The 21,868-nt window shown below is 54.6% G+C and carries 21 protein-coding genes and 1 other RNA gene; 6 read left to right on the forward strand and 16 right to left on the reverse strand.

Features of this window, described 5'->3' with window-relative positions:
• Positions 1 to 35: 35 nt before the first annotated feature.
• The 9 genes from purH to CDH47_RS01645 all read right to left on the reverse strand — a co-directional run bounded on the left by purH (position 36) and on the right by CDH47_RS01645 (position 9,691).
• Complete coding sequence (purH, locus tag CDH47_RS01605; RefSeq protein ID WP_100638078.1) at positions 36 to 1,616, reverse strand: bifunctional phosphoribosylaminoimidazolecarboxamide formyltransferase/IMP cyclohydrolase; 1,581 nt, start codon at positions 1,614 to 1,616, stop codon at positions 36 to 38.
• A gap of 85 nt (positions 1,617 to 1,701) precedes the next feature.
• Complete coding sequence (gene fis / locus CDH47_RS01610) at positions 1,702 to 2,019, reverse strand: DNA-binding transcriptional regulator Fis (RefSeq protein ID WP_100638079.1); 318 nt, start codon at positions 2,017 to 2,019, stop codon at positions 1,702 to 1,704.
• A complete protein-coding gene (dusB, locus tag CDH47_RS01615) occupies positions 2,016 to 3,011 on the reverse strand; it encodes a tRNA dihydrouridine synthase DusB (protein WP_193601564.1) in 996 nt (331 codons plus the stop codon). The genes fis and dusB overlap by 4 nt, the downstream gene beginning before the upstream one ends.
• A 226-nt stretch (positions 3,012 to 3,237) precedes the next feature.
• Entirely contained in the window at positions 3,238 to 4,527 is a 1,290-nt protein-coding gene (locus tag CDH47_RS01620) for a DUF3426 domain-containing protein (RefSeq protein WP_100638081.1), read from the reverse strand.
• 62 nt (positions 4,528 to 4,589) lie between these two features.
• Positions 4,590 to 5,486, reverse strand: coding sequence for a 50S ribosomal protein L11 methyltransferase (gene prmA / locus CDH47_RS01625; protein ID WP_100638082.1), 897 nt, complete (start codon positions 5,484 to 5,486; stop codon positions 4,590 to 4,592).
• Positions 5,487 to 5,514: 28 nt separating this feature from the next.
• On the reverse strand, positions 5,515 to 6,861 hold the full coding sequence (gene accC, locus CDH47_RS01630; RefSeq protein ID WP_100638083.1) for an acetyl-CoA carboxylase biotin carboxylase subunit: 1,347 nt from the start codon (positions 6,859 to 6,861) through the stop codon (positions 5,515 to 5,517).
• A gap of 18 nt (positions 6,862 to 6,879) precedes the next feature.
• Positions 6,880 to 7,344, reverse strand: a complete 465-nt coding sequence (gene accB / locus CDH47_RS01635; protein WP_100638084.1) for an acetyl-CoA carboxylase biotin carboxyl carrier protein — start codon at positions 7,342 to 7,344, stop codon at positions 6,880 to 6,882.
• A 27-nt stretch (positions 7,345 to 7,371) separates the two neighbouring features.
• Positions 7,372 to 7,812 carry a type II 3-dehydroquinate dehydratase gene (aroQ, locus tag CDH47_RS01640; protein ID WP_100638726.1) on the reverse strand — a complete coding sequence of 147 codons (441 nt, stop codon included), beginning with the start codon at positions 7,810 to 7,812 and terminating at the stop codon, positions 7,372 to 7,374.
• 265 nt (positions 7,813 to 8,077) lie between these two features.
• Positions 8,078 to 9,691 carry a diguanylate cyclase gene (locus CDH47_RS01645; protein WP_100638085.1) on the reverse strand — a complete coding sequence of 538 codons (1,614 nt, stop codon included), beginning with the start codon at positions 9,689 to 9,691 and terminating at the stop codon, positions 8,078 to 8,080.
• A gap of 229 nt (positions 9,692 to 9,920) precedes the next feature.
• On the opposite strand from CDH47_RS01645, the gene CDH47_RS01650 reads away from it, so the two are divergent.
• The gene (locus CDH47_RS01650; RefSeq protein WP_100638086.1) at positions 9,921 to 10,973 is read left to right on the forward strand and encodes a DUF2333 family protein; all 1,053 of its coding nucleotides are present in this window, start codon (positions 9,921 to 9,923) and stop codon (positions 10,971 to 10,973) included.
• A gap of 64 nt (positions 10,974 to 11,037) precedes the next feature.
• On the opposite strand, the gene ppa is transcribed toward CDH47_RS01650, so the two are convergent.
• The 3 genes from ppa to rpiA all read right to left on the reverse strand — a co-directional run bounded on the left by ppa (position 11,038) and on the right by rpiA (position 13,786).
• Positions 11,038 to 11,565, reverse strand: coding sequence for an inorganic diphosphatase (gene ppa / locus CDH47_RS01655; RefSeq protein ID WP_100638087.1), 528 nt, complete (start codon positions 11,563 to 11,565; stop codon positions 11,038 to 11,040).
• Between the two features lie 266 nt (positions 11,566 to 11,831).
• Positions 11,832 to 13,007, reverse strand: coding sequence for an acyl-CoA dehydrogenase family protein (locus tag CDH47_RS01660; RefSeq protein ID WP_193601565.1), 1,176 nt, complete (start codon positions 13,005 to 13,007; stop codon positions 11,832 to 11,834).
• A gap of 98 nt (positions 13,008 to 13,105) precedes the next feature.
• Positions 13,106 to 13,786, reverse strand: a complete 681-nt coding sequence (gene rpiA, locus CDH47_RS01665; protein WP_100638089.1) for a ribose-5-phosphate isomerase RpiA — start codon at positions 13,784 to 13,786, stop codon at positions 13,106 to 13,108.
• A gap of 135 nt (positions 13,787 to 13,921) precedes the next feature.
• Here rpiA and ilvA point away from each other — a divergent pair, with 135 nt between their 5' ends.
• Entirely contained in the window at positions 13,922 to 15,457 is a 1,536-nt protein-coding gene (gene ilvA / locus CDH47_RS01670; protein ID WP_100638090.1) for a threonine ammonia-lyase, biosynthetic, read from the forward strand.
• A gap of 385 nt (positions 15,458 to 15,842) precedes the next feature.
• Here the strand turns inward: ilvA and CDH47_RS01675 are convergent, their stop codons facing one another.
• The 4 genes from CDH47_RS01675 to CDH47_RS01690 form a co-directional block, all read right to left on the reverse strand.
• Entirely contained in the window at positions 15,843 to 16,475 is a 633-nt protein-coding gene (locus tag CDH47_RS01675) for a 5-formyltetrahydrofolate cyclo-ligase (RefSeq protein ID WP_100638091.1), read from the reverse strand.
• 4 nt (positions 16,476 to 16,479) lie between these two features.
• Positions 16,480 to 16,659, reverse strand: a non-coding RNA gene (gene ssrS / locus CDH47_RS01680) — 6S RNA.
• 61 nt (positions 16,660 to 16,720) lie between these two features.
• Positions 16,721 to 17,017: a cell division protein ZapA gene (locus CDH47_RS01685; RefSeq protein WP_100638092.1), complete on the reverse strand. Its 297-nt coding sequence runs from the start codon at positions 17,015 to 17,017 to the stop codon at positions 16,721 to 16,723.
• Positions 17,017 to 17,223, reverse strand: a complete 207-nt coding sequence (locus CDH47_RS01690) for a TIGR02449 family protein (protein WP_100638093.1) — start codon at positions 17,221 to 17,223, stop codon at positions 17,017 to 17,019. The genes CDH47_RS01685 and CDH47_RS01690 overlap by 1 nt, the downstream gene beginning before the upstream one ends.
• A 191-nt stretch (positions 17,224 to 17,414) precedes the next feature.
• On the opposite strand from CDH47_RS01690, the gene CDH47_RS01695 reads away from it, so the two are divergent.
• The 4 genes from CDH47_RS01695 to CDH47_RS01710 are packed head-to-tail and all read left to right on the forward strand — an operon-like array spanning position 17,415 to position 21,850.
• Positions 17,415 to 18,014 carry a UPF0149 family protein gene (locus tag CDH47_RS01695; protein ID WP_100638094.1) on the forward strand — a complete coding sequence of 200 codons (600 nt, stop codon included), beginning with the start codon at positions 17,415 to 17,417 and terminating at the stop codon, positions 18,012 to 18,014.
• Between the two features lie 26 nt (positions 18,015 to 18,040).
• Positions 18,041 to 19,360: a Xaa-Pro aminopeptidase gene (pepP, locus tag CDH47_RS01700; protein ID WP_100638095.1), complete on the forward strand. Its 1,320-nt coding sequence runs from the start codon at positions 18,041 to 18,043 to the stop codon at positions 19,358 to 19,360.
• A gap of 4 nt (positions 19,361 to 19,364) precedes the next feature.
• Positions 19,365 to 20,630 carry a 2-octaprenyl-6-methoxyphenyl hydroxylase gene (gene ubiH, locus CDH47_RS01705; protein ID WP_100638096.1) on the forward strand — a complete coding sequence of 422 codons (1,266 nt, stop codon included), beginning with the start codon at positions 19,365 to 19,367 and terminating at the stop codon, positions 20,628 to 20,630.
• A complete protein-coding gene (locus CDH47_RS01710) occupies positions 20,627 to 21,850 on the forward strand; it encodes an FAD-dependent monooxygenase (RefSeq protein WP_100638097.1) in 1,224 nt (407 codons plus the stop codon). The genes ubiH and CDH47_RS01710 overlap by 4 nt, the downstream gene beginning before the upstream one ends.
• Positions 21,851 to 21,868: the final 18 nt, after the last annotated feature.

Below are 21,868 nucleotides of genomic sequence, written 5' to 3' on the forward strand. Positions count from 1 at the left end.
TCTCGTTGCCCTGTACTTTTATAAAAGAGTTTTCGTCAGTGCCGGAAGTGACGCATTCCCGTGAACACCATGGCAATGCCGTGCTCATTAGCAGCGTCAATCACTTCCTGATCCCGCATGGAACCACCGGGCTGAATTACAGCAGTAATGCCAGCTTCGGCGGCGGCATCAATGCCATCCCGGAAGGGGAAGAAGGCATCTGAAGCCATAACCGAACCTTTCACTTCCAGGTTTTCGTCGGCAGCTTTTATGCCTGCAATCCGGGCGCTGTACACGCGGCTCATCTGGCCTGCGCCAACGCCAATGGTGCGGCCAGCTCGGGCGTAAACAATAGCATTGGATTTAACGTACTTGGCCACTTCCCAGGCAAACAGCAGGTCGTTCAGCTCCTGCTCGGTGGGCTGGCGGTTGGTTACAACTTTTACGTCTTCCATTGCAACCATGCCGAGGTCGCGATCCTGCACCAGAAGGCCGCCAGTTACGCGCTTGTAGTCCATGGACTTGGCGCGCTCACCATTTATTTCGCCGCAGGCCAGAAGCCGTACGTTCTTTTTGGCGGCAACCAGTTCCACTGCTTCAGGGGCGATGGTTGGTGCGATAATCACTTCAACAAATTGGCGGTCAATAATCGCCTTGGCTGTTTGTGCATCCAGCTCGCGGTTAAAGGCAATGATGCCTCCGAATGCGGAGGTGGGGTCGGTAGCAAAGGCCAGGTCATAGGCTTGTAGAATGTCTGCACCAATCGCAACACCACAGGGGTTTGCGTGCTTGACGATTACACAGGCCGGATCTGCAAATGGCTTGACGCATTCCAGAGCGGCGTCAGTATCTGCCACATTGTTGTAGGACAGTTCTTTACCCTGAAGCTGCTTTGCCGTGGCAACGCTGGCTTCCTTCGGGTCGCGCTCAGCATAGAAGGCAGCACGCTGGTGCGGGTTTTCGCCGTAACGCATGTCCTGCACTTTTACGTACTGGGCATTGAACGTGCGAGGGAAGTCGGCGTTGTCGTTATCGGCGGTGCGGCCACCCAGGTAGTTGGCGATAGCGCCATCGTAACCTGCAGTGTGTTCAAAGGCTTTAACAGCCAGATCAAAGCGCGTGGCGTGGCTGAGCTGACCATTATTGTCATCCAGCTCTTGCAGAACGAGGCTGTAGTCAGATGCGTTAACCACAATGGCCACATCGTTGTGGTTCTTGGCAGCAGCGCGAACCATGGTTGGGCCGCCAATGTCGATGTTCTCAATTGCGGTAGCAAGATCGCAATCCGGGTTGGCGACTGTGGATTCGAACGGGTAGAGGTTCACCACAACCATATCAATCGGGTTGATGCCATGCTCGCCCATGATTGCGTCGTCAGTGCCGCGACGACCGAGAATGCCGCCATGGATTTTCGGATGCAGGGTTTTTACCCGGCCGTCCATCATTTCCGGGAACCCGGTGTAGTCAGAGACTTCAGTAACGGGAACGTTGTTGTCTTTCAGAAGGCGGAAGGTGCCTCCAGTGGAGAGCAGTTCGATACCGCGGCCTGCTAGGGCACGCCCGAACTCGATGATGCCGGATTTGTCACTGACACTGATCAGTGCGCGGCGGACGGGGGTATTAGCCTGGTTTGCCATGGGGTCACATTCTTCACTAGGGGTGAACGAACAAGGGCCTCGCGAAGGGTATCCGGGAGGCCCTCTTCAAGTCAGGGTGTCTCGATTATAGCAGTCCGTACTGCTTCAGTTTTTTGCGCAAGGTTCCGCGGTTCAGGCCGAGCATGGTCGATGCTTTGGTCTGGTTATTGCGAGTGTACTTCATTACCTGCTCGAGTAACGGTGCTTCTACTTCAGAGAGCACAAGCTGATACACCTCAGTTACGGGGGCGCCATCAAGCTGAGCGAAATAGTTTTTCAGGGCCACTTCAACGTTATCCCGCAGGGTAACGGTGTTGCCGCTGCTGTTCACTGTTTGCAGTTGGTGAACATCATCGTTGGCCGGGGTGTTCAGTGGGCTATTTACCAAAGTCTCAGCGGTCATGCTGCGAATTCCTCTCCATTTCGTAAACCTGAAAAATACTGTCGGATACTGTCTTTCTGCTCCAGCGCGGTGTCGAGCGCGTTGAAGCGACTGCGGAACTGTTTGTCCGGGTCGTGGGTCTGCAAGTACCAGCCCACGTGTTTTCTGGCAATACGCACGCCCATAAGCTCGCCGTAAAAGCTGTGCAGGGCGACCAGGTGTTCGCTTAAAATCTTTTCTACTTCGTCCAGCGGAGGTGCCAGCAGGTGCTGGCCGGTTTCGAGGAAATGAAGAATTTCCCTGAAGATCCATGGGCTGCCTTGGGCAGCGCGGCCTATAAGCAGGCCATCGGCACCCGTATGCTTTAATACCATGCGGGCTTTTTCCGGCGATGTGATGTCGCCATTGGCGAAAACCGGGATGCCAACGCTGGCTTTGACCTGAGCAATAGTGTCGTACTCGGCATCGCCCTTATATTTGTCAGCACGAGTACGACCATGAATCGCCAATGCCTGAATGCCGCTATCCTCGGCCATACGGGCAATGGTCAGTGCGTTACGACTGTCTTGATCCCAGCCAGTACGCATTTTTAGCGTAACGGGGATATCAACTGCACTGACCACAGCATTCAGAATATCTCTGACCAGGCTTTCATCTTTCATCAACGCTGAACCAGCGGCCTTGTTGCACACTTTCTTGGCCGGACACCCCATATTGATATCAATAATCTGGGCGCCAGATTCTGCGTTGAGCCTTGCTGCATTGGCCAGCATTTCCGGGTCGCCGCCGGCGATTTGTACGGATCTTGGCTCTGGCTCCCCGGCATGGTCCATGCGGGTTCTGGATTTGCGCGTATGCCAGAGTTTGCTGTCTGCGATAACCATTTCCGAGACTGCCAGGCCTGCCCCCATTTTTCGGCATAGTAGCCGGAAGGGGCGGTCTGTAACGCCCGCCATGGGCGCGACAATCAGCGGATTGGGCAAGGTGTACGGCCCGATTTTTGCCGTCGGCAACATGGTTTGAATCCGTATCACAGCAGGTTGAGCAAAAGTCGGAACATGCGGTTGTTCAATAAATAACCGGTATCAGCTCCGAAGGGCGCTAATGATACCGCCGGGGGCACTTTGATTGAAGGGGCAGGGGAGCGAAAAAGCTGATTATTTTTCACTCTTTTTGGTTGACATTTGTGCTACACGGTGTGGTGTGAAGTGCCTGCCGGGTTGCCGGCGGCAGGCAGATTCAGGGCGTGTAGGGGCGGAACGCTATATTGTAATTTACTGCATCGCGTCCCGGATCGCGGATGCTGATAGCAATGCGAACAGGGGTTTCTACAGGCATGGTATCAAGCTCTTTGGCTTTGTCTGCCAGGTAATCCGAGGGGGTGAAGATGCTGTGGGCAACTACGTCCCCATTGAGGTTGGAGAAGGTCAGTGCAATGGCCGGAAAGGGCTGCTGAAAGTTTGCCCGGTTGATGATTACAGCATCCACCACCAGCTGGTTTCGGTTTTTCGGGTCGGTGCGAACGACTAGTTTGCGACTCTGAATGGCTTCAACGTTGATCAGGGGCTTTAGTTCACAACCCGCCAATTCGCAGCCTTTTTCATAAAATGGCCTCAATTCCGGTATTGCCGACAGCCGATCGAACTGGAACCACACGACCTGCGCGACCAGAGCGCCGACAAGACCGAGCACAATGAGAGACCAGGTCAGCGTGCGCAGCCAGCTTTTTTTGCCACTACCTGTTGATACCGGGTCGTGTCTGAGGTCGCCAAAGAGTGCGTTTGCCGTAAACGGCTCGCTTTTATGCTGGAGTTCAGAACGTGATTTTACTTCAGGGTCGTCGGTGGCAAAGGATTCAAGGCCGGGGTCGGGTTGTTCATCAGCGAAAAAACCCTGCGTATCGTCTTGCTGGTCTTCCCTGGAATTTTCTGTTGGTGTTATGCCGGAATCCTCATGCTCAGGCAAAATATCTGGCTGAGCTTTTGGTGCAGCTTGCGTGTCCCGCTGCGCCTCTTCTGGCTGAGAGTCTGCTTTCGGCGGGGTCTCTGCCTTCTCGGTGGGAGCAGTGTCCTCGGAAAGAATGGCCTCTGCCCAGCTTTCATCAATGTCTCCGGAGAGGCTGTCGTCGTCGGCTGGATCGAGTGCCGGGGTATCCCGGTCGTCAAAATTACGAAAGCTGTCGCTCAGCTCGTCATCCGAGAATGTCAGCTTGGTACCGGCATACCGGCCTTCCGCAGCGTCTTCCTCGGGATTGTCCGCAAAGATAAAGTCGTCTTCCGTTGAGTCGCTTTCAAAGCCGCTGGCGGGTTTGTCTGGTGGGGTACCCTCTGATGGCTTTTGGGCTTCTGCACCAGAGGGTGCTTTTTGCGTGCTACTGGCGGTGCCAGTTATCTCGTGTTCAATTGCATTGAAGATATCCATACAGTGTCCACAGCGCACCTTGCCCCTGGCAATGCCAAGTTGCTCATCGGTTACCCGGAAGCGGGTATGACATTTCGGGCATTCGGTCTGCAGACTACTCTGGGACATGCTTCGTTCCTGAAAGCGACTGAACTAGGAGTTTGGGAGTTTAGTCTTTAAGACAGTCTTCGTCATCTGTCGTTGCGCCGTCCTGTGAGGCGTATCCATTCTTCGCGCTGTGTCGGTTCGTCCATGATAAACCAGGGCTCATAGGCCGCCATTACCTCGCGGGCCTGGTACGAAAGAATGCCCGAAAGCACCAGGTCGCCTCCAGGGTTCGTTAGCGCAGCCAAATGAGAGGCAAGGTCTATCAGGGGTTGCGCCAGAATGTTCGCCAGCATCACATCGGCTTTGGTGTCAGGCTCACTACCTGGCAGATACAGATCCAGCCTGGCCTCATCCACACCGTTGCGACGGGCATTTTCCAGGCTTGCTTCCAGGGCTTGAGGGTCAGTATCTACTCCGACAACATGGTTTGCGCCCAACAACAAGGCTGCCAGGCCGAGTATGCCGGAGCCGCACCCGTAGTCGGTAACCTGTTTACCCTTTACATCTGCTCCATCCAGCCATTCCAGGCAGAGAGCGGTTGTGGGGTGAGTGCCGGTGCCAAAGGCCAGGCCCGGGTCCAGCATCAGGTTCGCAGCATTCGGGTCCGGTGCCTGGTGCCAGCTCGGCACTATCCAAAGGCGCTCGCCGAATTGCAGCGGCTGAAAGTCGTCCATCCAGGCCCGCTCCCAGTCTTTATCTTCCACCAGGGTGACATCAATGTCGGTGAGTGGTTGTTGGGTTTGCTGGTGCCAGGCGTCGCGGACGTCTGTGCACAGCTGCTCGATGTCACGGTCGGCCTGAAAAAGCCCGGTAACCGTCGTCTGGCTCCACAGGGGTGTGGTGCCAGGGTCGGGCTCGTAAAGAGGTTGGTCTGCGGCATCTTCCATGGAAACGGCATCTGCGCCCATTTCCATAAGCAGATCCTCAAGCTGGTCCGCTGTTTCAGGATCAGCCGGGATCTGAAGTTGTATCCAGGGCATAGGTCTTCCTGCAATATGATGCAGGAGGTTAGTCCCGCATCAGTTTTTCAAGGTAGTGGATGGTGAAGTCTACCGTTTTAAAGCCACCATCGCGTATCAGTTTCCGATGTAGAGGCTGGTTGGTCTTGATACCTTCAACCAGCAACTCGTCCAGTGCGATCTTCATGCGCCTGCGAGCTACCTGTCTATCGTCGCCCCAAGTGATCAGTTTGGCAATCAGGGAATCGTAAAACGGCGGAACCGTATAGCCACTATACAAGTGAGAGTCCACACGCACACCATAACCACCGGGGGCGTGAAAATACTTCACCTTGCCGGGGCTTGGTACGAACGTGTCGGGATCTTCTGCATTAATGCGGCACTCCATTGCATGGCCCCTTATCTGGATATCTTCCTGCTTGTACTGAAGAGGGAGGCCGCTGGCAATACGCAGCTGCTCCCGAACAACATCAACACCGGTTACCATTTCCGTGATGGGGTGTTCCACCTGGACGCGAGTGTTCATTTCAATGAAAAAGAATTCGCCGTCCTGATACAGGAACTCAAAAGTGCCGGCACCGACATAGCCGATCTCTTTGCAGGCATCTACACAGGCTTTCAGAGTGCGCTCACGGGCTTCCGCGTCAATATTTGGAGCAGGCGCTTCTTCTATCACCTTCTGGTTACGGCGCTGGAACGAGCAGTCACGGTCACCCAGATGAATGCAATTGCCATGCATATCGGCCAGAATCTGAACTTCAACATGGCGGGGGGTTTCAAGAAACTTTTCCAGATAAACCGTTGGGTCGCCAAAGGCATTCTGGGCCTCGGTCTGGGTGATCTGTACGGCCTTGAGCAATGCGGCTTCGGAGTGAACCACCTGCATGCCACGACCGCCGCCGCCCGAGGCTGCCTTGATCATTACCGGGTAGCCGATTTTGCGAGCGACTTCCAACGTGCGGTCGTCGTCTTCGGTGAGCGGGCCGTCCGAACCGGGCACAGTAGGAACGCCAGAGCGAATCATCGCGTTAATGGCGGATACCTTGTTGCCCATCAGGCGGATGGTCTCGGCTTTGGGTCCGATAAAACGGAAGCCGCTTTTCTCGACCTGTTCCGCGAAGTCGGCATTTTCCGCAAGAAAGCCGTAGCCCGGATGTATACCCACGGAATCTGTTACTTCGGCGGCGCTGATAATCGCCGGAATATTCAGGTAACTTTCCAGAGGGCTGTTGGGGCCGATACAGACAGATTCGTCGGCCAGGCGCACGTGCATCAGGTCGCGGTCAACCTGTGAGTGTACCGCGACGGTTTTTATGCCGAGCTCCTTGCAGGCACGCAGGATCCGGAGGGCGATTTCACCCCGGTTTGCGATCAGAACTTTTTCTAACATGGCCATGAGTAGCTATCACCCGGTTCAGGAAATGATTAACAGAGGCTGGTCAAACTCTACAGGCTGACCGTTTTCAACCAGGATTTCAGTCACCGTACCGCTCTTGTCGGCTTCAATCTGGTTCATCATTTTCATGGCCTCAACAATGCAGACTACATCGCCGGCTTTTACCTTTTGGCCAACCTCAACAAACACGTCTGCAGAGGGAGATGGCGCCCGGTAGAAGGTTCCAACCATGGGTGAGCGCAAGGCATGACCGTCAAACGAAGCTTGCGTGGTGCTGTCTTCTTGTGCGACGGGTCCGGGTGTTTCCGGGGCCGGAGCGTACTGTGTCGGTGGCGGTGCGTAGGCGCTGATAAATTGTGTGCCCGAAGCCTGTTCGCTTCGACGTGAGATGCGTACTGAGTCATCGCCTTCGTGAATCTCAAGCTCTTCGACGTCAGATTCTTCGAGCAGTTCGATCAGTTTCTTGATTTTGCGAATATCCATAGTCAGTCCAATCCCGTTTTATCAGGTCTATCGGTGAATTTTTTGCAGGGCAGCCTGAAGGGCGAGTTCGTACCCTTGGCTGCCTAATCCGCAGATAACGCCTTCGGCGATATCAGAAAAATACGAATGATGGCGGAAGGCTTCCCGCGCATGCACGTTGGAAAGATGTACTTCTATGAACGGAATTTCCGAGGCCAGTATTGCATCCCGCAGGGCAACGCTGGTGTGGGTAAATGCGGCGGGATTAATAATGATGAAATCCACGCCTTCAGCCCGCGCTTCGTGAACCCGCTCAATCAGTTCGTATTCGGCGTTTGATTGCAGGTGCAACAGATGGTGGCCTTCCTGCGTGGCCTGCTGGCGCAACCGGTCATCAATATCTGCCAGTGTCTCGTGGCCATAAACCTCTGGCTCGCGGGTGCCAAGCATATTGAGGTTTGGGCCATGGAGCACAAGAATTGTCGACATGGTTGTGTCTGCCTTTATCTCTTTATGTACAGGATCACCGAATATAACGGCATTTTCCACCCATGGTGTGTGCTTTTATTCTTCAGATCAACACTTTTTGACAATGCTCTATGCCGGCTAATGGTCACGATAAAAAAGTCGGAAGGGGCAGTGCGATCGTTTTGTCGATATTAATCATTGTCGTTAACGGAGGGAGGGACTTCTATACGACGATGGTTTCATACGGACACCCTGCGAGGACTGCTCGGTCAGGGGGCTCAATTGGTCAGCTATCTGCCAGGGTGACGCAATTGCGGCCAAGTGCTTTGGATTTATAGAGCGCGCGGTCCGCGCGCTCGCACAAGGTGTGGGAGGGGTCGTTATCCCAAGCAGCGACGCCGCAGCTGAAGGTTACATTAAACTCTGTGCCCCCTGCGGGTTGCCGGAGTTCTGCAAAGCGTTCACGGATTTCATTGAGAACATTGCGAGCGTCGTTTGGCCGTGTATCTGGAAGAATGATGGCGAACTCTTCGCCACCGAAGCGGCCAATATGGTCGGTTTTACGCAGACGTTGTTTGAGAAACATTGAAAGGCTGCGTATAACGCGGTCGCCGATGGGGTGTCCGTAGGTATCATTTACCTGTTTAAAGAAGTCAATGTCGATCATCGCAAAGCACAGAGATTGGCCCTTTTGCTGTGCACGTACGATTTCCTGATCAAGCAAATGCAGTGTGTGGGTGTGGTTGTACAGCCCGGTGAGGCTGTCGCGAATCATCAGTGCCAGGAGTGAGCGGGCGCGGCGGCCACGGTTATGGAGAGTTGCAATCAAATGCTTGGGGTCTACGGGCTTGGTCAGGAAGTCGTCGCCGCCCAGGCTCATGGCGTGCAGCTGTTTGGTGACATCCTCCTCTCCTGACAGGTAGATGATTGGCACGCTGTGAAACCGATCCTGCTGACGGATCACCCGCGCAATCTCCATGCCGGTGCAGCCGGGCATATACATATCGAGGATGATGATTTCCGGCGAGAAAGTGTCCAGTGCGTGAATGATTTCCATGGGGTCGGTAATGATATGGGCGGTCATACCCGCTTTTTTGAGAACCGTTTCCATGAATTTTGCTTGTGCTCTGGAGTCATCCAGAACCAGTACCCGATAGGGTTCCACGGTGTTGCTGTGGGTATAGGTTTCAATCTTTTCTATGAGCTGGCCCGGATCTACAGCCGGGTAGAAGAACTCCTCCCCGCCACAGCGGGAGGCGCGGAGGCGGGTTTGTATAGTGCCGTCCTCATCGCTCATAAAAATAATCGGGACCGGTGTGTCGTGCCGTTCCTGAAGGTGTTCTATCGTGGCTATGCCGGTATTCCCGCCGTTTCCAAAATTTACATCCATAAGGATGGTTTCTGGCTTGTGCAGGGCGCAGGCGTCGATCAGTTCCTTTGCAGAATCAAAGGCTGCAGCACGGAAGCCAAAGTACTCCAGCTGGCGAATCAGTCTGCTGGCCATCTCGGCATTGTCGAGCGCGATATATACCGGAGTACGTCGGAACTGGTGAGGGGCTTCTGCGTTGTGGTGATCGTTGCGCCTGAGGGTATTTCGGGCGAGCGCATCAAATGCATCCTGGAGCTTTTGATGGGTAGCGTCGCCCGGCGCCGTCTCAGGTGACCAGCTGCTTAGAGCTTCGAGAATCTTAGTGCCCGCATTGGCATGGTCTGACATTTCAAATCGTTGTGCATAACGTACCAGCTTGTCAGACGCGGACAGAAGTTCTTCACGATGCGCGGGAAAGGATCCGCTGCTGGTGTGGATGTTCTGCCAAGTGTCGAGTACAACCCGGGCTTGCGTTGTCACACGGCGTGCAAAGTGCTGCCTGAGTTTTTCTTTCTGGCTTGCGTCGCTCATTCTTATCTGGGCTGCCTCTTCCAATCATGGGCCGTCCTTTGCGGCTACTATACGGACGTTTGCCCAACTTTAGTCTGTTTTTGGAGTCTATAGTGTTTAGAGTTGTCGGTGTAAGTTGCACCATGTAATTGTTTGTGAATTCTGTGGTGTGTATATAGGCGGCACCATAGGTTAGGATCCATACAGACCATTTGCACAGTCAATTAACAGACAAGGGGCTTAATGTAATATGCCAGGCAAATTCAGACAGTATTTCAGAGACAAGAAAGAGGACGCCCAGGATTATTTTGGCAATTCCGGTGTCATTGGGAAATTCGTAGCGTTGGTCTTGTTGGTCTATCTATTGGTGACAGTGGTACTGGGGATTTATTGGAGTAGTGAGCCCGAGACATTCTCTGTGCGTGAGCACACCCGGGCGGTAGCCAATGAGATGCAGCGGGAACCGGTAACAGGCTTTGCTACAACCGTAACCATGATTCGCATAGCCGAAACGCTTTTGAACAAGCCTGGCGGCTATCTTTCCAACGATATATTCCCTCCGGGGATATGGCTGGACAACCAGCCCAGCTGGGAATTTGGCGTGCTGGTTCAATTGCGTGACCTGTCACGTGCCATGAGAAAGGATATAAGCCGTTCCCAGAGTCAGTCTGCTGAAGACCCGGATTTGATCATAGCGGAACCGCAGTTCCACTTTGATAGCGGCAGTTGGGCCATTCCTTCAACGGAGGCAGAATATCGTCGTGGCATTGCAGCGCTGAAGCGTTATCTTGATCGTCTTTCCAGCCCGGAACAAAGCAACGCTCAGTTTTTTGCCAGGGCTGACAACCTGGGTAACTGGCTGGCTGATCTGGAAACACGCCTGGGGAGCCTTTCTCGCACCCTTGGGGAGAGTGTTGGCAAAGCGTCTGTATCCGATGCGGTGGCCAATGTGGATTCAGACAATCCGCTTATAGAGGAAACCGGTGGCAGCGATATAAAAACGCCCTGGACCAAGATAGACGATGTGTTTTATGAGGCTCGAGGCAGTTCATGGGCGCTGTTGCACATTTTCCGCGCCATTGAAGTGGATTTCCGCAAGGTGTTGCAGGACAAGAATGCCATTTCCAGTGTTAAGCAGGTAATTATTGAACTCGAGGGTGCCCAGGGGGAAATGTGGAGCCCGGTTATCCTTAACGGTAGCGGGTTTGGCGTTCTGGCGAACCACTCGCTGACCATGGCGGCTTATCTTTCCCGTGCCAACGCAGCAATCAGCGATATGCGGGATCTTCTGTCACGGGGTTAGTGAGCTCCATGCAGGCATAAAAAAACCGGGCTAAGGCCCGGTTTTTTGCTTTCTTCAGATTGGATCAGCCTTGGTAAGCCTTGATTGAATCGACAATGGCTTGCTTGGCAGCGGCAGCGTTGTCCCAGCCCTTTACCTCGACCCACTTGCCTGGCTCAAGAGTTTTGTAGTTTTCAAAGAAGTGGCGGATCTGGTCACGCAGCAGAATCGGCAGGTCGTCGATTTCCTGCACATCCATATACGAGTTGGTCAGTTTTTTGTGAGGTACTGCCACCAGCTTGGCGTCACCGCCCGCTTCGTCGTCCATGTTCAGCACGCCTACCGGGCGGCAGCGGATCACTGAGCCGGCCTGAAGCGGGTAAGGCGTCACAACCAGAACGTCCAGTGGGTCGCCATCGTCGCCCAGAGTGTGGGGGATGAACCCGTAGTTGGCCGGGTAGAACATAGGAGTAGCCATAAAACGGTCGACCAGCAAGGCGCCCATGTCTTTGTCGAGCTCATACTTGACCGGGGAGCTGTTAGCCGGGATTTCGATGGCTACGTAGATGTCTTCCGGTGGGTTTTTGCCTGCGGGAATGTTGCTGAATTGCATGAGAGTTCCTTCCTGATACGTTAGGTTCGTTTAACTGTGCTGGAAAAGTAAGCGCAATTATACGGGACTCTGCAGGCATTCGAAACTAAACCTTGGTTGAGGGGGTTGGGTGTAAGCTGCCCTCTGGGAACCTTGCCCGAAAAACGCCCGTAAATACCTCCCTGTAGGGCTCGGTCGCGCCATCCTTGGCGCTCCACGTTTTCGGGCAAGGTTCCCAGAGGGCAGTCCAGGCCTTGGTGTAGGCCGGAACTAGTAGTTCCCGAAGCCTACAGCCGGATTTGTTTGGCAATCAATTCTTTCATGATTTCGGTGGTTCCGCCGCCAATCGACAGGATTTTGGTGTCCCGGTACAGCCTGTCCACCACGGATTCCCGCATGAAACCCATGCCGCCGAACAGTTGGACAGCCTCGCGAGTGACTTTTTCGCAGACATCCACAGAGAAGTTTTTCGCCATGGCGATCTGTTTGATCGGATTTTTGCCGGCTTGCATTAATGCCGCGCAGCGGTAGGTATATTCACGAGCCACGTCAATTTGGGTGGCCATGTCGACCAGCTTGTGGCGAGTCACCTGGAAACCGGAAACCGGGCGGCCGAATGCCTGGCGTTGTTTTACGTAATCCATGGCTGCTTCATATGCTAGCTGTGCCGTCATGTAGGCCATGATGGACAGGCTCAGGCGCTCAGCGAGGAAGTTGCTCATGATGGCAATGAAGCCGGCGTTCTCTGCCCCGATCAGGCGGTCTGCAGGCACTCGGCAGTCTTCAAAGAAAAGTTCAGCGGTGTCACTGGCCCACCAGCCCATTTTTTTGAGTTTGTTGCCATTGGAGAAGCCGGGCATATCGCGGTCGATCAGCAGCAGGCTGATGCCGGCGTGGCCCTCGCCACCGGTGCGCACGGCTACCGTGAAATGGTCGGCCCGGGTGCCGCTGGTGATAAAGGTTTTACTGCCGTTCACTATGTAGTGGTCACCGTCTCTTACAGCACGGGTTTTCAGGTTGGCTACGTCGGAACCTCCGCCCGGCTCAGTGATCGCCAGCGCAGAAATTTTATCGCCACTCAAAACTGAGGGGACGATCTGCTCCCGGATTTCTTTTTTGGCCCACTTGGCAACGGGTGGCAAGCCAATGTCGAGGGAGCCAATGCTGGCAACAAAGCCGCCCGATGTTGAGCGCATCAGCTCTTCAGAAACAGCTACTTTCAGGAAAATGTCCCCTTCACCCACGCCGCCAAAAGCCTCAGGAAAACCAATACCCAGCAAGCCAGCATCTCCGGCTTTTTTGTAGATCTCGCGGGGAAATTCGCCGGCTTCTTCCCACTCATCGATATTAGGAAGAACATGCGTTGAAATGAATTTGCGCGCGCTCATGCGTGCCTGTTCATGGGTTTCATTGAAGTAGCTGGACACGTTGGAACACCTCTGTATTTGTAATTGGCAGGCCATAGTGTCACGCAAATCCAGCTGCCAAGCAAGCGCTTGGTTTGGTGTGCGGCAGGCGTAAAAAAACTGGCATGTAGCGCCAGTTCTTTTGTGGGGGCGGGTCAGGTGCCTTTGCGAGGAATGCTCTCAACCCCGGTACTGGTTCCAAGCAGCAAAAGATCCGCTGGCCGGCGGGCAAACAGGCCATTGGTGACAACACCTACGATATTGTTCAGCCGCTCCTCAGCCATAATCGGGCGAGAAAGGTCCATGTTGTAGATGTCCAGAATGATGTTGCCGTTGTCGGTGGTGAAGCCATCCCGGTACACCGGGTCGCCGCCGAGTTTGACGATCTCGCGGCCAACATGGCTGCGTGCCATGGGAATAACTTCGATCGGCAGTGGGAAGTCGCCCAGTATGTCCACTTTTTTGGATTCGTCTGCAATACAGATAAAGGTTTTGGCAACTTCTGCAACGATTTTTTCGCGGGTCAGGGCGCCACCGCCGCCTTTGATAAGCTCAAGGTTTTCGTTTGTTTCGTCGGCGCCATCTACATAGAATTCCAGCTCGCCGGCGCTGTTCAGGTCATACACAGGTATGCCGTGGCTTTTCAGACGTTCTGCTGTCGCTTCCGAACTGGCTACAGCACCGTCGAATTCGTTTCTCAGGTCTGCGAGCATGTCGATAAAGAAGTTGGCGGTGCTTCCTGTGCCTACGCCAATAATACTGTCACGCTCCAGACGCGGTGCGATGTAATCTACGGCCGCTTTGGCAACGGCTTTTTTGAGTTCGTCCTGGGTCATTAGGCGCTCCGGGTGCAAATCGTGTGAGTTCAGGGCCATTATAGCGCTTAAGAGCCGTCTGCTTATAGACGACAGCCGTGCAAACTTCCTACACTGTGGGTTTTCCCCGACCAATCATCAGCAACCGGAACTATCATGCCGCAACGCTACATCAAGAAGATTCTCGATGCGCGCGTCTATGACGTGGCCATCGAAACGCCCCTCACTGAAGCCCGTAGTCTTTCCAAACGCTTTGGCAACAATATTATGCTCAAGCGGGAAGACCTTCAGCCGGTGTTTTCTTTCAAGATTCGCGGTGCGTACAACCGGATTGCCCAGTTGTCTGACGAGCAGAAATCGAAAGGTGTTATCTGTGCGTCTGCAGGAAATCATGCGCAGGGCGTGGCGCTGGCGGCCAAGAAGCTGGGCATCAAGGCGGTAATCGTGATGCCACAGACCACGCCGGAGATCAAAGTGCGCTCAGTGCGGGACAACGGAGCGCGGGTGGTGCTCAAGGGCGATGCCTTTGATGAGGCCGCGGCCCATGCCCAGGGGCTGGTTGAAAAACATGGCTACACCTATATCCCGCCCTACGACGACCCTGATGTGATTGCCGGGCAGGGCACGGTCGCCATGGAAATGCTCTGGCAGTTCAGCAAGCCTATTCATGCGGTATTTATCTGTGTAGGTGGTGGTGGACTGATTGCCGGTATGGCTGCGTATATCAAGTACCTGCGCCCGGAAATCAAGGTGATTGGTGTGGAGCCGGAAGATTCGAATTGCCTGCAAGCCGCCATGAAGGCTGGCAAGCGTGTGGTGCTGGATGAAGTGGGTATTTTTGCGGACGGTGTTGCCGTTAAACAGATCGGAAAACACCCCTGGGAAATCTGCAAGGATCACGTGGATGAAGTTATCACGGTTTCCACTGATGAGATCTGCGCCGCCATCAAGGACATTTTTGAAGATACCCGCTCAATCTCTGAGCCTGCGGGTGCGCTGGGTGTTGCAGGAATCAAGAAATACATTGAGCGTGAACAGATTGAAGATGAAAACCTGATCGCCACCCTGAGTGGTGCCAATATGAACTTCGATCGTCTGCGCTATATTTCCGAGCGCACGGAAATCGGTGAAAAGCGTGAGGCTATCCTTGCAGTCACCATTCCTGAGAAGCCGGGTGCCTTCAAAACCTTTATCAACTCACTGCACAAGCGCAGCATCACGGAATTCAATTACCGCTATGCAGATACCAGTCAAGCCACCATCTTTGTGGGTATCCAGATACAGGCAGGCGGTTTGGGGCGGGATGAGTTGGTGCAGGATCTTCGGGAAAACGGCTATTCCGTGGTTGATCTTACCGACAGCGATATGGCCAAGCAGCATATCCGCCACATGGTAGGTGGTCACGCGCCGATCATTACAAACGAAAAAGTGTTTCAGTTCGAGTTTCCTGAGCGCCCGGGGGCTTTGCTGAAGCTGCTGATGTCGCTGGGCACGCGCTGGAATATATCCATGTTCCACTACCGCAACCATGGCGCGGCCTACAGCCGGGTGCTGTTGGGTGCTCAGGTAGACGATGATGAAGTAAAAGACTTTGAAGCAATGTTGGAGAAAGTGGGCTTCCGTTACGAAAATATGACGGATAATGAAGCTTATCAGTTGTTTTTGGGGGCGGGTAACGGCAACGCCTCCTGAGTCAGCCTGCCAGTCCGAGGGATAACCTCCGGACTGGCATCCCGCCATAGTTAGTATGCTTCCGCATTTCTTACTGAACGGTAACCTGTTAAAAATTGTAAAATGCCAGATGCGTGTTAATCTTTCGTCGAATTCTTGAAAACAAGAATAGCTAGCTGATTTTCTGAAGAATTAACCATATCTGGAACAGGAATGCGTGTCATGGGTGGTAAGCCTGATGTTATCCGGGCCATTGTGCTGGCTTTTGCTGTCGGCCTCGTAATCACAGGGTTTACCTCGCTTCAGGCATCTGAAAGCAGGCCTGCATCCATATCAGCAAATTCCGCTGCACCAGTCTCCGCCTATGCAGCCAGACCGTCGCTGACAAAGTAAGGTTTTTCCCGGATTATTTTACCTGGTACACCTGCTTGTCTGTCACCACGCTGTGTAGTGGTACATCCCAGGGTTCAATCGGCAACTCGTCCACCTTCTGGAAGTCGTGAGCCAGGCCAATAAGCTTGGGTGCCAGTCTGGGGCGCAAACGGCTGAACGCGAAAGTGCGGTCGTAGAACCCGCCCCCCATTCCCAGTCTCCCGCCGTTCCTGTCAAACCCCACCAGTGGAAACAGCACTGCATCCAGTGCCCAAGCCGGCCGCCTGAGCCCTTTGCTGAATGCTGGTTCGGGGATGCCGTAACGGTTCGCAGTGAGTTCAACGCCATCGTAATACGGGCTGAAAACCAGCCTGCCCGAGTGAATCGGGTGCAGCACCGGTAGATAAAACTGAATGCCTTTGTTCCGGGCCATAGTCATATATGGATGCGGGTCGATCTCGCCATCGTTAGGTAGATAAATAGCTATGTGCCTGGCCCGGTGCAAATCCGGATTTTTCAGAAGATTAAGAGCGAGGGAGGCAGAGGCTTGTTCCTGTTCCCTGAGTGACAGAGAGCACCTGCGCTGGCGTAATTGCTTTCGCAGTTCGCTGCGGGATATGGGAGGTAAGCCGGATACGGAAGGGTGTGAGTCGGAATTCTGGCTCAAAATAAAGCTTCCCGAGCTGCCGTTATCGGATGTAGCCCTTGAACCCAAAGTTCAAGGTCGGTAGCCGCTGTGACATATTAGGCTTTCCCCTTGCGGGGACGTGCACACAATGCCCTGAAGTGGCCACCTGGGTAAAGCGCATCGGCTCGAGGACGAATCCGACTTGCGAACAGCCCAGGAAGTGATTCCATTATAGGGCCAGATGCGGGGTGAATTGCAACACCTATAGGGGAAACTACAGAAAATCAGTGGTTTGACTGTTCCCCGAGGGCGTTTTCCAGCTTGTTGTCCATGGCTTTTAGGAGTGTGCTGGTGGCTTCGGACATGGTGTTCCGCTCGAGCAGTTCGTGGGTCATATTCAGAGCGGCCATCACCGCAATACGTTCGGTTCCAAACACCTTGCCGCTGGCACGAATTTCTCGCATTTTATTGTCCAGGTGAGTGGCTGCCCGAATAAGAGCATCCTGTTCCTCCGCAGGGCAGGCGACCAGGTATTCTTTGTCGAGAATTTTCACCTCAACGGTGGTGGATTGCTTAGACATCAGTGGTGCTCCAGCGCCCGAAGGCGGCCGATCATGGCTTCGATCTTGTTTTTAGCAAGATCATTTTTTTGCAAAAGCTGGGCCCGTTCCCGGTTCCAGTCATCCTGCAACTGCCTCAGGCCTGCGTTGGTCTGCTCCAGTTTTTGGCAGTGTTCGATCAGCTTGTCCAGCTTGTCCGCTAATGCTTGTACTTCGGACTGTTCCATGACGTGCCCAGCATAAGTTGATGTTATTGCGACTTACTATAAGTGTGTGTGAGATAACGGTCAATTTACAGGCGTGTTATAAGTTGCAAGTCGGTGTTTCTTGCACTTGGCGCACCAACCTGCGAGTGCCTTGAAGACGCCTGAATGCTAGAATGAATGCCTCATTCCACAACACAGGATTGTCTTGCTTCATGTCAGAGACAGACACTGCCAGCACGGGCTACGCTGCTGAATTTGAGCGCTGGGCGAATGTTTTTACAGCCCACAAAGCGTTCAGTCATCCTTCGGAACTGCATGGGGCACTATGCGGCCGCTTGGCTACCGGATCCCGCATTGAGGAAGATGAATGGCTGGCCATGGTATGTGAGCACATGGGGCTGCCCGAAAGCTCCGCTGAGGAGGATGAAAGTCTTGCAGGCTTCATGAACGAAGCCTACAAACAAACATTGGAGTTTTTGAAGGCGGCTGACATGAGCTTTCACCCTCTGTTGCCAGACGATGACTATGCCATCGACCAACGCCTGGAAGCCCTTGTGGCCTGGGTGCGCGGTTTTCTTGAGGGCATGGCCTTGTCTGCCGGCGAGTCGCTGGGAGACGCACCGGAGGAAATCCGGGAACTCATCGAGGATATGGTAGCCATAAGTCAGGTTTCTGAAGACCAGGATTCGGATGAGGAAAGCGAGCAGCAACTGGTGGAAATAACCGAGTACATCCGGCTCGGGGCCCTGGCTGTGTTCACCGAATTCAATCCGCCGGAAAAGCCGGCATCAGAAGCACCAACACTGCACTGAGAATCTTACACACTGCGGGAGAACCCATGTCGTCCATTATACCCGTCAAGGAATTCGCCGAGCGCCGTCGCAAACTGATGGAGCGTATGGCGCCAGACAGCATTGCCATTATTCCGGCCGCACCGGAGCGTGTTCGTAATCGGGATGTGTTGCACCCGTTTCGTCAGGACAGCGATTTTCAGTACCTGACCGGTTTCGGTGAACCCGAGGCCGTACTGGCGCTGATTCCCGGCCGTGAACACGGCGAGTCGGTGCTCTTTTGCAAAGAGAGGAATCCTGAAAAAGAACTGTGGGATGGTTTTCTTGTGGGTCCCGAAGGTGCGATTGAGCGCTACGGACTGGACGATGCTTTCCCGGTGGCTGATATTGACGACATACTGCCCGGCATGATCGAAGGCCGCAGTCGGGTGTACTACCCGCTAGGCAAAGATCAGGGGTTTGATACCCGGGTAATGGACTGGGTCAAGGTGATCCGCAGCAAGGTTAAAAGCGGTGCCCATCCGCCCGGTGAGTTTGTGGCGCTGGAGCATCTTTTGCACGACCTTCGGCTTTTCAAAAGCGCCAACGAAATCAAGGCCATGGCCAAGGCCGGGCAGATCAGCGCAGAAGCCCACCGCCGTGCCATGAAGCGTGCCCGCAAGGGTGGTTACGAATACAATCTTGAGGCTGAGCTGATTCATACGTTTATGGATAACGGCGCCCGATCCACGGCCTATCCCTCCATCGTTGGTGCGGGAGCCAACGGCTGTATTTTGCATTACATCGAAAACACCGCCCCTCTGAAAGATGGCGACCTGGTGCTGATCGATGCGGGCTGTGAGGTTGAATGTTATGCCTCTGACATTACCCGCACCTTCCCGGTCAGCGGCAAGTTCAGCCCGGAGCAGCGGGCAGTTTACGAGGTGGTGCTGGAAGCGCAACACGCTGCCATCGACGCGGTCCGCCCCGGCAATCACTGGAATCATCCCCACGAAGCGGCTTTGAGAGTATTGACCGGCGGTCTGATCGATTTGGGCATATTGTCTGGCACCGTTGACGATGCCATTGCCAGCGAAGCCTACAAACCCTTTTTTATGCACCGCACCGGCCACTGGCTGGGCCTGGATGTGCACGACGTGGGTGACTATAAAATCGGCGATGCCTGGCGGTTGCTTGAGCCGGGCATGGCGCTGACGGTTGAGCCAGGCTTGTACATAGCGCCGGAAAACACCGAGGTGGAGGAAAAGTGGCATGGCATTGGTATTCGTATCGAAGACGATGTGGTGGTCACCAAAGATGGTTGCCGGGTGCTAACGAGCGGCGTGCCCAAGACTGTTGATGAAATCGAAGCCCTGATGGCGGAATGAGTCTGTGAAACACACTGATACCGATGTGGTCATTGCTGGTGGGGGATTGGCGGGAGCTACGCTTGCGCTTGCGCTTGCAAGGGTGTCGCCAGCCTTGCGGGTTACTGTGGTCGAGGCTTTTCCGCTGGCGGCAGATGCCTTGCCTGACTCGTACCAGCCCAGCTATGACGCCCGCTCTACAGCCTTAGCTTGGGGTTCCCGGCTGATCTTTGAAGAGCTCGGGCTGTGGCAACGGATATCAGAGCATGCCACGCCCATTCAGCGTATCCATGTGTCCGACCGGGGACGTTTCGGCGCCACCCGCCTGAATGCCAGCGAATACGAGCAGCAAGCCTTGGGCTATGTGGTGGATAACCGCTGGTTGGGGCTGTGCTTGATGAGGGAGTTGCTTGAAGCCGATATTCAGTGGCAGGCGCCTGCCGAAGTCATTGGTATGACACCGCTGGAGCAGGGCGTAAGCGTTAGCTTGAAGACCGGTGATGCGATAACCGCCTTAACGGCACAATGCCTGATTGTTGCAGATGGTGGCCGCTCCGGGTTGAGGGAAAAACTGGGCTTTCAGCCAAGCCATCGCGGCTATAACCAGAACGCGCTGGTTGCCAACGTAACCACCAGCGACAGTCACCAATTCACCGCATTTGAGCGTTTTACCGGAACCGGGCCCATGGCACTCTTGCCCCACGGATCAGCTTCCCGTGCAGGGCATCAATCCGCACTTATCTGGACGTTGAGCGATCAAGAACTCGAAGAGTTCCTGGTCATGCCCCAGGATGAAAAGTGCCAGCGGCTCCAGGAGCGCTTTGGTTGGCGCCTGGGTCGGTTTGATCGCATAGGTGAATGCAGTCATTACCCTCTGACCCTGACCACAGTAAGCGAGCCCGTAAGGCCGGGTGTCGCGCTTGTGGGTAATGCTGCCCACGCTTTGCATCCGGTAGCCGGGCAGGGCTTTAATCTTGCTTTGCGGGGGCTGATGACGCTGGTAGAACAGTTTCGGCTGGCGCAAGAACAAGATTTGTCGCCCGGGGATTTGCAGGTTTTACGTCGCTACCACGAACTGCACCGCCCGGACTGGCAGCAAACTGTGCAGTTCTCGGATTCTCTGATCCGTATTTTTGGTCATCCACTTGCACCAGTGGCTGCAGCGCGGGACGCCGGTTTGGTAGGCCTGGATTTGTTGCCCGGAGCCAAGCGTCTGTTTGCGCGCAAGGCTATGGGCACAGGTGGGCGTCGTGCCGTTATAAACCGTCCAACGGCGAGCGAGAAGAAATGAGTGACATCAAAGTGTTCGATATTCTTGTGGTTGGCGGTGGCATGACAGGCACCGCTCTGGCTCTTGGCTTGTCCAGGCAGGGCTGGCGGGTTGGACTGGTTGAAGGTGGTGACCGTGCCACGCTGTTGCAGGCGCCCGTTGCGGTTAAAGGTGTTGCGGATTTTGAGCCGCGAGTCAGTGCCCTCTCCATGGCCAGCCAGCGGTTGCTGGAATCACTGGGCGCCTGGCAAGGTGTTGTAGCAGGCCGCCATTGCCCCTACCAGGGCATGACTGTGTGGGACGGCGATGGCACTGGACGAATCCATTTTGATGCCGCTGAGCTGCAGGCTCGAGCCCTTGGCACCATCGTAGAAAACCGTGCACTGGTGCGGGCGCTGTTCGAGGTTGTCGAGACCAGCGACGTAGAGTTGATTGACGGGGTGCAGGTAGTCGGTTGCTCCATGCATGGTGATCAGCGCAGCATTGAGCTTGCCGATGGCAGAAAACTTGGCGCCCGCCTTGTGATTGCCGCGGATGGCGCCAACTCCCGCCTGCGCCAGTGGACAGGGCTTCCTACCCGCGAATGGGATTACGACCAGCAGGCAATAGTTTGCACTGTTCGCACGGCTCAACCCCATAGATACACCGCCTGGCAACGGTTTTCACAAACCGGGCCTCTGGCGTTTTTGCCGCTGGCAACGGAAAGCGGCGATGAACATTACTGCTCCATCGTCTGGTCCCAGGACACCGAAGAAGCCCGCCGTTTGATGGCACTTGATGATGCCACCTTTACTGCGGAACTTGAGAGGGCGATTGAAAGAGAGCTTGGCACCATCGAGTCGATTTCCAGGCGTTTTTCCTTCCCGCTTCGACAGCGCCATGCCAAAGACTACATAGCAACCGGATTTGCGTTGGTGGGCGATGCAGCTCACACCATTCACCCCCTGGCGGGCCAGGGTGCCAACCTCGGGTACGGCGATGTCCGGGTGTTGCTGGAGGAACTGGGCAAAGCAAAACCCGGCGGTTTGAGCCCGGCCAATGAGCTGGTACTGGCACGCTATCAGCGCCGCCGTAAAGGCGAGAATTTGACCATGATGGTGGCTATGGAAGGCTTCAAGCAGCTATTTGGCCGCGATGAGTTGCCACTCAGATGGCTGAGAAATACCGGAATGCGTTGGCTTGATGGTTTGGGTCCGGTAAAAAACAGAATTGCGGCTGAGGCCATGGGCCTCGATATTTAATCGAATAATTCACTACAG

The organism is Marinobacter salexigens (genome assembly GCF_002806945.1).
Lineage (GTDB): Bacteria > Pseudomonadota > Gammaproteobacteria > Pseudomonadales > Oleiphilaceae > Marinobacter > Marinobacter salexigens.